This window comes from Aeromonas sp. L_1B5_3 (assembly GCF_963866575.1).
GTDB classification, from domain to species: Bacteria; Pseudomonadota; Gammaproteobacteria; order Enterobacterales; family Aeromonadaceae; genus Aeromonas; species Aeromonas jandaei.
In genome coordinates this window covers 54951-66389 of sequence record NZ_CAWMDN010000146.1, presented here as the reverse complement: position 1 = coordinate 66389, position 11439 = coordinate 54951, and the positions used below count along the sequence as shown (strand labels likewise).

Below are 11439 nucleotides of genomic sequence, written 5' to 3'. Positions count from 1 at the left end.
TAAACTAAAAAATATCACATCCAGACCGCAAGGACGCCATGTCAGGACATTTCTTCAAGACCGCCAGGGCCGTCGGCAGTAACGGACTCTCATACCGTCTGCTCTCCTATATTCTGGTCTGCAGTACCGTACTGGCGATGATCATCACTGCACTGCAACTTGCCTGGGATTACCGCAAGGACGTTGCCGTTATCGAAGACAGCATCGGCCAGATCGAGGCCTCTTTTCTGCAACCTATCGCTGCCAGCTTGTGGAACCTGGATGAAGAGCAGGTGAAGGTACAGATCGAGGGCATCATGAACCTGCCCAACATGCAGTTCGTGATGGTCAAGGAGATGCTCGGCAACTCCGAGGTCCCGCTACTGACCCAGGGGGTGGAGCGGGAAAGCTACGACATCTCCCGCGAATTCAACCTCACCTATCAAGGCGAAGTGGTGGGCAAGCTGTTCGTAGCAGCCTCGCTGGAGCAGATCTACCAGCGCCTGATCGAGAAATCGGTGCTGATCATGGTCAGCCAGACTATCAAGACGCTGGTGGTCTCGTTTTGCATCCTGATCATCATTTACTATCTGGTGGTTCGTCACATCAACCGCATCGCCAGCTATGCCCAGAAGTTCAATCTGGATCGGCTCGACATGGAGCTTGAGCTGGAGGGGCGCCCCCTGCCCCGCAAAAAGCCTGATGAACTGGATACCCTGGTCGCCACTCTCAACCAGATGCGCACCCGGCTACGCGATGAGCTGCTGGCTCGCCATCAGGCCGTGGAACAGTTGCAACAGGAGCGCGACTTCTCTGCCACTCTGATCAATTCGGCCAACATGGTGATCTGCTGCATGGAGCCGGATCTCACCATCGCCAGCATCAACCCGGCAGCCATCCTGCTAACCGGCTACCACCAGCAGGAGCTGCTGCAACACAACTGGCTCGATCTCTTTGTCAGCAACGCCCAACGTCAGGAGCTGAGCAACATCCTCTCGGCAGAGGGTTCACTCGCCGACAAGGTGGTCATCATGCATGACCAGCAGGCCCATGAACTGGTGCTGCAGTGGACCTTTGTCCCCTTCTACGAAGGGCCCAACCTCAAATACCAGATCGGGTTTGGCTACGACATCACGAAGGTCGAGCGGGAGATTATCCAGCTCAACGAGCAGCTGGAGGGCAAGGTTGCCGAGCGGACGCGCAGCCTGAGCGAAGCCAACACCCAGCTGGGCAAGGCTTACGACGATCTGAAGCAGGCTCAGCAGACCTTGGTCGAGTCGGAAAAAATGGCCTCCCTCGGTTCACTGGTGGCCGGAGTGGCCCACGAGATCAACACCCCGATCGGTATCAGTGTGACCGCCTCCTCCTATCTGCAGGAGCGGGTTGCCGACTTCAAGTCGCACATTGAATCAAAACAGCTTTCACGCTCCTATCTCAACGAGTTCACCGTCAACCTCGACGAGTCGATGCAACTGCTGCAAGGCAACCTGCGCCGCGCCTCCGAACTGATTGCCAGCTTCAAGCAGGTTGCTGTCGATCAGTCATCGGAAGCTCGCTACAACTTCAGCCTCGCCGACAATCTCCATCAGGTGGTCGTCTCCCTCGGCCACAAGCTGAAAAAGGCCCAGTGCGAGGTCGATATCCAGTGCGACCCCAAGCTGTCGATCTTCTCCTTCCCCGGCAGCTTTACCCAGATCTACTCAAACCTGATCCTCAACTCCATCAACCATGGTTTCGACAACTGGGACAAACCCAAGAAGATCACCATCAAGGTGGAGCAGCAGGGAGAAGAGTTGCTGATCGACTACAGCGACAACGGTCGCGGCATTCCGCCGGAGATATTGCCGCGCATCTTCGATCCGTTTGTCACCTCCAAGCGGGGCCAGGGCGGTAGCGGCCTTGGTACTCACATCATCTACAACCTGGTGGTGCAACTGCTGCGCGGCCGCATCCACTGTGCCAGCGAACCGGGTAACGGCGCCGAGTTCCATATTCGCCTGCCGATTCAACATAACTGAGCGCTGGCTCTTGTGAGCCAGCCGCTTTATCCCCATCATGCTGTGATTGCATTCTTAATGAGCGGAGAACCTCGCAATGGCACAGCATTTTGACTATATCGCCATCGGCGGCGGCAGCGGCGGTATCGCCTCTGCCAACCGGGCTGCCATGTACGGTAAGAAAGTTGCCCTGATTGAAGCTAAAGAGTTGGGTGGAACCTGCGTCAACGTAGGCTGCGTCCCGAAGAAAGCCATGTGGTATGCCGGCCAGATCGCCGATGCCCTGAAATATGGCGCCGATTACGGCTTCGATACCACTCTCAACCACTTCGACTGGGCCAAGCTGGTCGAGTCCCGCCAGGCCTATATCGGCCGTATCCACACCTCCTATCAGAATGTACTGGGCAAGAACCAGATCACCGTCATCAAGGGATTCGCCCGCTTCGTCAATAGCAACACGATCGAGGTCAATGGCGAGCAGTACACCGCAGATCACATCCTGATCGCTACCGGTGGCCGTCCGGAAATTCCGGCCATCCCGGGTGCCGAGCTGGGTATCGACTCCGACGGCTTCTTCGAGCTGCAGAGCCAACCCAAGCGGGTTGCCGTAGTGGGTGCCGGCTATATCGCGGTGGAGATCGCCGGGGTGATGCAGGCGCTGGGCTCCGAGACTCATCTGGTGGTGCGCAAACACGCCCCGCTGCGCAATTTCGATCCCATGATCCACGAGACACTGGTGGAGATCATGGCGCAGGAAGGACCCAAGCTGCATACCCACGCCATTCCCAAGGCCGTGCTCAAGAACGCTGACAACAGCCTAACCCTGCAGCTGGAAGATGGTCGCCACCTCACCGTCGACTGCCTGATCTGGGCCATCGGTCGCGTCCCGGCCACCGACAACCTCAATCTGGCCGCCGCAGGTATCGAACTGGACGAGAAGGGCTTTATCCCGACCGACAAGTTCCAGAATACTGCCGTTGCCAACATCTATGCCGTCGGTGACAACACAGGTCGCATCCAGCTCACGCCGGTAGCCGTCGCAGCGGGTCGTCGCCTCTCCGAACGGCTGTTCAACAACAAGCCGAACGAGCACCTCAACTACGATCTGGTGCCGACCGTGGTCTTCAGCCACCCGCCCATCGGCACCATTGGTCTGACCGAGCCGGAAGCCATCGCCGAATATGGCGAGGGGCAGGTGAAGGTCTACCGCAGCCAGTTCACCGCCATGTACTCGGCGCTGACCCAGCATCGCCAACCTACCCGGATGAAACTGGTCTGCGTCGGCCCTGAAGAGAAGGTGGTCGGTCTGCACGGTATCGGCTTTGCCATGGACGAGATCCTGCAAGGCTTTGGCGTCGCCATGAAGATGGGGGCCACCAAGGCGGACTTCGACAACTGCGTCGCCATTCATCCGACCAGCGCAGAAGAATTTGTGACCATGCGATAAGCACGTTGCAGGCTGACCTGCCACTATCAGGTCATCTTCATCCACCAGCGTTCAAACCCGGCTCAGGCCGGGTTTTTTGATCCCGCCTCGCCACCAGAATCCTCGCAAAAGCGTCGTTCTTTACGCCGATTTTACGCCTGCTACATGGCGCTTTATGGCGCCTTTACGCCGGTTCTTCTTACCATTTCAGCGTCAATGACACCAACAGAGTCGATATGGTTTTACATCGGCTCTCGCAGCTAATTATCTCAATGGAGTCGATATGAATTGGCTATATCTGCTGCTGGTCCTCGCCTTGATGGTCTATCTGCTGCGCGCACTCACGCGCAGTCACGAGTGAGGAATCCGCTATGTGGCAAGAAATGATCTATCCCGTCGCATTTGTGCTGCTGGTACTGCTGCCAGCACCGCTGCTTGGCAATTATCTCTACCAGGTATTTGAAGGCCAGTGCCGCTGGCTGGCCCCCGTGGAGCATGCCACCCTGTTATGTTGCGGCACGGACGGACGGGAACAGGACTGGAAGTCCTACGCCCTCAGCCTGCTGGCCTTCAATGGCGCCGGCTTCGGCCTGCTGTTCCTGATCCTGATGGCGCAGGGTCTGCTGCCCCTCAACCCGCAGCAGTTGCCGGGCCTGAACTGGCAACTCGCCTTCAACACTGCGGTCAGCTTTATGACCAACACCAACTGGCAAGCCTATTCCGGTGAGGCCAGCCTCTCCTACTTCAGCCAGATGGTAGGCCTGACCACCCAAAACTTCGTCTCTGCCGCCACAGGTGCTGCCGTAGCGGTTGCGATGTTCCGCGGTATCGCCCGCCAGCAGACAACCCACCTTGGCAACTTCTGGCTGGATCTGGTGCGTTTTTGCCTCTACGTGCTGCTGCCGATGTCGCTGATCCTGGCGCTGCTGCTGGTATGGCAGGGGGTTCCGCAGAGCTTGTCAGCCTATCTGCCGTTCCACACTCTGGAAGGTCAGGAGCAGCTGCTGCCGCTCGGCCCGGCAGCTTCGCAAATTGCCATCAAGCAGCTCGGCTCCAACGGCGGCGGCTTCTTCGGCATCAACTCCGCCCACCCGTTCGAGAACCCGACCGCCCTCTCCAACTGGCTGGAGATGGTCGCCCTGCTGACCCTGGCTGCCGCCATGGTCTTTACCCTGGGTCGCTATGTGAAGGACATGGCCCACAGCCGCGCCATCGTCATTGCCATGACCATCATGCTGGCACTGGGACTCTTCGTTTCCATCACTCAGGAGATGAAACTGGATCCGGCCCTGACTCATCTTGCCAGCGAAGCGGGCAACTGGGAGGGCAAGGAGAGCCGCTTCGGCCCGGTGCTCTCCAGTATCTGGGAAGTGGCGACCACCGCAGCCTCCAACGGCTCGGTCAACTCAATGCACGACAGCTTCGCTCCTCTCTCCGGCATGGTCGCCATGATAAACATGCTGCTGGGTGAAGTGGTGTTCGGCGGCGTGGGTGCCGGCATCTACGGCATGATGCTGTTCGTGCTGCTCACCGTCTTCCTGTGCGGTCTGATGGTGGGTCGTACCCCGACCTATCTGGGCAAGCGCCTCGGTATCACCGAGATGAAGTGGGTCGTCGCCAGCATGCTGGTGATGCCGGTGGGGGTTTTGGTGATCGGCGGTGTCACTCTGCTGATGCCGGATGCGGCCACTATCATAGGTCACGATGGCCCCCACGGCCTGTCACGCCTCATCTATGCCTACGCCTCGGCTGCCGGTAACAACGGCTCCGCCTTCGCCGGCTTTGCTGCCGGTGACAACTGGCAGTGCGTTGCCATCGGTCTGGCCATGCTGCTCGGTCGCTTCGGCTACATCATCCCCATCATGGCCATAGCCGGCCAGCTCGCCCGCGCTCCGCGTCAGGAGATAAGCGAGGGGGATTTCCCGATCCGCGGCCCGCTCTTCATTACCCTGCTGATCATCACCGTATTGCTGATTGGCGGCCTCTCCTTCCTGCCGGTGCTGGCACTGGGCCCCGTGGCAGAACATCTGATGCTGGGAGCTTTCTAAATGAGCAAGTCCACTTCAATGAGTCCCGACACCATGCTGGTGAAGGGCAAAAAACAGCAATCGCAGATCCTGCAGGCCATGGTTGAAGCCATCTACCGCTTCAATCCCAAGGCGCTGTTTGGCAGCCCCATTCTGTTCACCCTCTGGCTGGCAGCAGTCATGGCGACGGTGGAGTCACTGCTGGGGCAGCCGTTCTCCGGGGTCGCCCCCTCGCTGGCCTGGCAGCTGACTGCCTGGCTCTGGCTCACCCTCTGGTTTGCCAACTTCGCCGAAACGCTGGCCGAAGGTCGCGGCAAGGCACGGGCCGACAGCCTCAAGGCTGGCATGAGCCAACTCAAGGCCCGTCGGGTAGCTAATGCAAAAGATGGTCAGGGCGAATGGGTACCCGCCACCAGCCTGATGAAGGGTGATCTGGTGCTGGTACGCAGCGGCGAGATGATCCCGGCCGACGGCGAGGTGATCGCCGGAATCGCCTCGGTCAACGAGGCCGCCATCACCGGTGAATCTGCCCCCGTCATCCGCGAATCGGGTACCGATCGCAGCGGTGTAACCGGCAATACCACCGTCGTTTCAGACGAGATCTGGGTACGCGTCAGCAACAATCCGGGCGAAAGCACGCTGGACCGCATGATTGCACTGGTGGAAGGGGCCAAGCGCCAGAAAACGCCCAACGAGATGGCGCTGGATGCCCTGCTGGTCGGGCTGACCCTGATCTTCCTGCTGGTGGTCGCCACCCTGCCCTGGTTCCTCGACTACAACGGCACCCAGGTACCGCGCCTCTACCTGATTGCGCTCTTTATCACCCTGATCCCGACCACCATCGGCGGCCTGCTCTCCGCCATCGGCATTGCCGGTATGGATCGACTGGTGAAACTGAACGTGATTGCCAAATCGGGCCGGGCCGTCGAAGCGGCCGGTGACGTGCGCACCCTGCTGCTGGACAAGACCGGTACCATCACCTTCGGCAACCGGATGGCTGACGAACTGATCCCGGCTCCCGGCGTTGACCCGGCCCTGCTGGCACAAGCGGCCATGCTGGCCTCGCTGGGTGACAACACTCCCGAGGGTAAATCTATCCTGACTCTGGCGGGCAAGAGCCACACCAAACCGAGCCAACTGGACGATGACAAGGTGATCCCCTTCAGCGCCGAGACCCGTCTGAGTGGGCTGGATCGCAACGGTCACCAATATCGCAAGGGGGCTGTCGATGCGGTACTGAACTACCTCTCCCTCGACCGCAAAGCGGTGCCGGAGCTGGTGCTCAAGTCAGTCGACAACATCGCCCGCCAGGGTGGTACTCCGCTGCTGGTCTGTACCCATGAGCAGCTGCTGGGGGTGGTCTACCTCAAGGACATCATCAAGCCCGGCATCAAGGCCCGCTTCCAGATCCTGCGCCACATGGGGATCCGCACCGTGATGATCACCGGTGACAACCCGAAAACGGCCGCCGCCATCGCCGCCGAAGCCGGGGTGGATGACTTCATCGCCGAAGCAACGCCGGAGAAGAAGCTCGCCTATATCCGGCAGGAGCAGGCCGATGGCCGTCTGGTCGCCATGTGCGGTGACGGTGCCAACGACGCACCGGCGCTGGCACAGGCTGATGTGGGTCTGGCCATGAACGAGGGTACCCAGGCCGCCAAGGAGGCGGGCAATCTGGTGGATCTCGACTCCAACCCCACCAAGCTGCTGGATGTGGTGCTGGTCGGCAAACAGCTGCTGGTGACCCGTGGCGCCCTGACCACCTTCTCCATCGCCAACGACGTGGCCAAGTACTTTGCCATCCTGCCGGCCCTGTTCATCGCCGCCTACCCGCAACTGGGGGTACTGAACCTGATGCAGCTGGGCAGCCCGCAGAGCGCCATCCTGTCAGCCATCATCTTCAACGCCCTGATCATCGTAGCGCTGGTGCCGCTGGCCCTGCGCGGTGTCGACCTGAAGGGGTCGGCCGCCAGCCTGCTGCGCCGCAACCTGCTGATCTACGGTGTCGGCGGCCTGCTGGTGCCTTTTATCGGCATCAAGCTGATCGACCTGGTCATTACCGGCCTGGGTCTGGTGTAACGACATAACCGGGATGCGGGTCAGCCCGCATCCACACAACGAATTCGGAGCATATCCATCATGATCGCAATCAGAACCCTGTTGACCCTGACCCTGCTGCTGGGCGTGGGTTATCCGCTGGCCGTCACCGGACTGGCCCAGCTGATCTTCCCCTGGCAAGCCAACGGCAGCCAGCTGACCGACAGCAAGCAGCAACTTATCGGTAGCGCCCTGCTGGCACAGAAATTCGAGCGGGCTGACTACTTCCACCCCCGCCCCTCCGCCAGTGATTTCAACACCATTGGCGGTAGTGCCAGCAATCTGGGGATGAGCTCACCGCTGCGGGCAGAGTTCGCCGAACAGGCCGCCAAGGCACAGCCTGAAACCAGCTCTCCTGCCATGCTGACCCGTTCCGCCTCTGGCCTCGATCCCCATCTACCACTCGATGCGGTGCTGGCGCAGGTGGATCGCGTAGCCAGAGAACGTGGACTGGATCCCGCCCAACTGACGGAGCAGGTCAAGTCGGCCACACAAGCTGGTATCCTTGGCCCGCAGGCGGTCAACATTCTCCAGCTGAACCTGCAACTGGATCATCAGAAGGGCGCCTGAGGGCGCTCCTTGCCGATCTGGCGTTGACCTCCATTTTCGACGCGGGCAGTTGGCTCGATAGGGATAAGCATGCGTGATGAGGTAAGGGCTGACGCCCTGCTGGCAAGTCTGGAGCAAGAGCACAAGGGCAAGCTGAAAGTCTTTCTCGGGGCAGCCCCCGGCGTGGGCAAGACCTACGCCATGTTGCAGGCGGTGCGGGAACAGGCCAAGGAGGGGGTCGACATCCTGATCGGCGTGGTGGAGACCCACGGCCGGCAGGAGACGCTGGCCCTGCTCGACAAACTCGCCATCCAGCCGCGCAAGATCCACATGCACCGTCAGCAGCGGCTGGAGGAGATGGACCTCGACGGCCTGCTGGCACGCAAGCCGGCCATCGCAGTAGTGGACGAGCTGGCCCATAGCAACGCCCCTGGCAGCCGCCACGAGAAGCGCTGGCAGGATGTCGAGGAGCTGCTCAACGCCGGTATCGACGTCTATAGCACACTCAACGTCCAGCATCTGGAGAGCCTCAACGATCTGGTGTGGCAGCTGACCGGGGTCAGGGTCAAAGAGACCCTGCCCGATCAGGTTCTGCTCGATGCAGACAGCATTATCCTTATCGACCTCCCCCCCAAGGAGCTGCTCGGCCGCCTGCGCGAGGGGAAGGTTTATGTACCCCATCAGGCCAAGGCCGCCCTGCAATCCTTCTTCTCCCTCAACAACCTCACTGCATTGCGGGAGCTGGCGATGCAAACCGCAGCCAGCCATGTGGAGGGCGATCTGCAACTGCAATGGCAGGCGGCGGGCAAGACCACATTGCCGCTGCGGGGCAAGCTGATGGTCTGCCTCGGCAACCAGCACGGGGCTGCGCTGGTGCGCTATGGCCACCGCTTTGCCCAGCGTCGCCAGCTACCCTGGCTGGTAGTGCACGTGGATAGCAATGGCCGCAGCTCGGCCGACGTGGAGCAAGCGCTGGCGCTCGCCTCCCAGTTGGGCGCCAAGGTGCTGACCCTCTCCAGTCCTGCTGTCGCCAATACCCTGCTGGAGACTGCCGAGCAGCAGCAGGTCTCCCAGCTGCTGCTTGGCAAACCCCACAAGGCGCCGTGGCGTCGCTCGCTGGTGCAGCACCTGCTCAAGCAGGCACAGGGGCTGGAGATCACCCTGGTCGATACCGAGAAGCAAAAACACAGAGTGGGGATGCGCTCCCCGACACCCAAGGATATTCACCACAGCCTGCTGGCGGTAGCCATCATGGGCATCACCTCGGCCATTGCATGGGGGCTATCCTACTGGCTGCCCCCCGCAGCGTTGCCGCTCATCTTCGTTCTGGGGGTGCTGGCGACTGCCCTTACCACCAGTCTGGTGCCCGCCACGCTGGCAGCAGTGCTGGGCTTTATCGCCCACAATCTGCTGTTCACCGCCCCCTACTTCTCCCTGAGCGTCGCCAACCACAGCGACCTGCTCACCCTGTTCGTGCTGCTTATCGTCGGCATGACGGCGGGGCGCCTAGCCTCCCGCCAGCGGCAACAGCTGATCGGCCTGCGCGAGACCCAGCAGCTGGGCAATGCCCTGCTCTCCCTCAGTCAGGGGCTGGCGACCGCCAACAGCCCGGAGGAGGTGCTCAGACAAGGGGCACAAGCGATCTCGCTGGCGCTTGGCCAGCCGACCGTAGTGATCGACAAGGATTTTCACGACCGACTCGGCAACGAGAAGCACAGACCCGGCCAGACCGACAAGGCGGCCATCGACTGGTGTCTGGCCCAGAAGCAGAGCGCCGGTGCCCACACCGCCACCCTCAATGCCGCCGAGGCGCAGTATCACCACCTCAGCGATGACCTGGTGATCGGTATAACGCTGGCCAATCCGCTCTCCTCCTCCGCCGAGCATCAACTTCAGGCGCTGCTCACCGACATTCGCGCCGCGCTGGCGCGGATCGACCTCAACGAGCGGCTGGCCGACAGCCAGCTGCAGGCGGAAACAGACCGGATGCGGGCCGCCCTGCTCTCCTCGGTCTCCCACGACTTGAAGACGCCGCTGGCCACCATCATGGGGGCCGGCAGCACCCTGCTGGAATATGGTGACCGGATCCCGCCGGATGATCGCAACGAACTGCTCCACTCGGTACAGGACGAGGCACGCCGCCTGCACAGCTATGTGCAAAACCTGCTGGATATGACCCGTATCGGCTCCCCCGACTTCCAGTTGAAGCGGGACTGGGTCGACCTGACCGATCTGGTGGAGAGCGCCCGCAAGCGGCTCGACTCCTCCTGGCGCCAGCACAAGCTGCTGGTACACATCGATCAGCATGTGCCCCAGCTCTATGTCCATGGCGCCCTGATCGAGCAGGTGCTGGTCAACATCCTCGACAACGCCTCCCGCTACTCGCCGGCAGGCACCCCCATCGAGTTCAAGGTGATGGTGGCCGAACCCGACCTTATCATCGATATCATCGATATCGGGGTCGGTATCGCCGAGTCGGATCGGGAGAAGATCTTCAATCTCTTCTACACCCAGCCGGTGGGCGATTGCGGCAGCCGTGGCACCGGGCTTGGCCTCGCCATTTCCCGCGCTATGATAGAGGCCCACGGCGGCAAGATTTGGGCCTTCTCCGGCCCCAATGGCAACGGCACCTGCATGCGTATCTCCCTGCCGCTCGCGCTCAATTCACCGGAGGTTTGATGGCGCACATTCTGGTCATAGATGATGAAGCGGCGATCCGCCGCTTTCTGCGGATCAGCCTGATTGCCGAGGGGCATCAGGTGAGCGAAGCGGTCAGCGTCACCGAGGGGCTGGAGCAGTATCGCCACCTCAACCCCGATCTGGTGATCCTCGATCTCGGTCTGCCGGATGGCGATGGTATTCAGGTATTGCAGGCCATTCGCGAACACCACCCCAACCCGGTGCTGGTGCTGTCGGCCCGTGATTCGGAGCAGGAGAAGGTGCGCTTGCTGGATGCCGGTGCCAACGACTACATGAGCAAGCCGTTTGGCATCGGCGAGATGATGGCCCGCATTCGCGTACTCTTGCGCCAGCGGGCTGGTGTCAGCAGTGGCGAGCGGCGCCACTTCCCCCAATGCGGCCTGACGCTCGATATCAGCAGCCACAAGGTGACCATGAAAGACGAGGAGATCCCCCTCTCTCGCAAGGAGTTCGCGCTGCTGCAGGCGTTGGTGTGCCACCCCGGCAAGCTGGTGATGCAGACCCAGCTGCTCAACGACATCTGGGGGCCAAGCCACAAGGAGGACACCCACTACCTGCGCATCGTTATCGCCAGCCTGCGTAAAAAGCTGGGGGATAACCCCCAGCAACCGACGCTTATCGAGACCGAATCAGGTATCGGCTACCGCTTTATCGGCAACTGACG

Annotated in this window: 7 protein-coding genes; all 7 read left to right on the top strand. The window is 61.0% G+C overall.

All coding sequences use genetic code 11. From position 1 onward, the window contains the following. Positions 1 to 38 precede the first annotated feature (38 nt). The 7 genes from AACR93_RS19330 to AACR93_RS19300 all read left to right on the top strand — a co-directional run bounded on the left by AACR93_RS19330 (position 39) and on the right by AACR93_RS19300 (position 11437). Positions 39 to 1997, top strand: a complete 1959-nt coding sequence (locus AACR93_RS19330; RefSeq protein WP_043851690.1) for an ATP-binding protein — start codon at positions 39 to 41, stop codon at positions 1995 to 1997. Positions 1998 to 2073: 76 nt separating this feature from the next. Beyond that, positions 2074 to 3423, top strand: coding sequence for a glutathione-disulfide reductase (gene gorA, locus AACR93_RS19325; protein ID WP_043851689.1), 1350 nt, complete (start codon positions 2074 to 2076; stop codon positions 3421 to 3423). A gap of 350 nt (positions 3424 to 3773) precedes the next feature. Next, on the top strand, positions 3774 to 5450 hold the full coding sequence (gene kdpA, locus AACR93_RS19320; protein ID WP_043851688.1) for a potassium-transporting ATPase subunit KdpA: 1677 nt from the start codon (positions 3774 to 3776) through the stop codon (positions 5448 to 5450). Further along, the gene (gene kdpB / locus AACR93_RS19315) at positions 5451 to 7508 is read left to right on the top strand and encodes a potassium-transporting ATPase subunit KdpB (RefSeq protein WP_041210494.1); all 2058 of its coding nucleotides are present in this window, start codon (positions 5451 to 5453) and stop codon (positions 7506 to 7508) included. It abuts the gene before it with no gap. A gap of 60 nt (positions 7509 to 7568) precedes the next feature. Continuing rightward, entirely contained in the window at positions 7569 to 8096 is a 528-nt protein-coding gene (locus AACR93_RS19310; RefSeq protein WP_043851687.1) for a potassium-transporting ATPase subunit C, read from the top strand. 69 nt (positions 8097 to 8165) lie between these two features. Further along, entirely contained in the window at positions 8166 to 10754 is a 2589-nt protein-coding gene (locus AACR93_RS19305; RefSeq protein ID WP_041210492.1) for a sensor histidine kinase, read from the top strand. Then, positions 10754 to 11437: a response regulator gene (locus AACR93_RS19300; protein WP_043851686.1), complete on the top strand. Its 684-nt coding sequence runs from the start codon at positions 10754 to 10756 to the stop codon at positions 11435 to 11437. The genes AACR93_RS19305 and AACR93_RS19300 overlap by 1 nt, the downstream gene beginning before the upstream one ends. Positions 11438 to 11439: the final 2 nt, after the last annotated feature.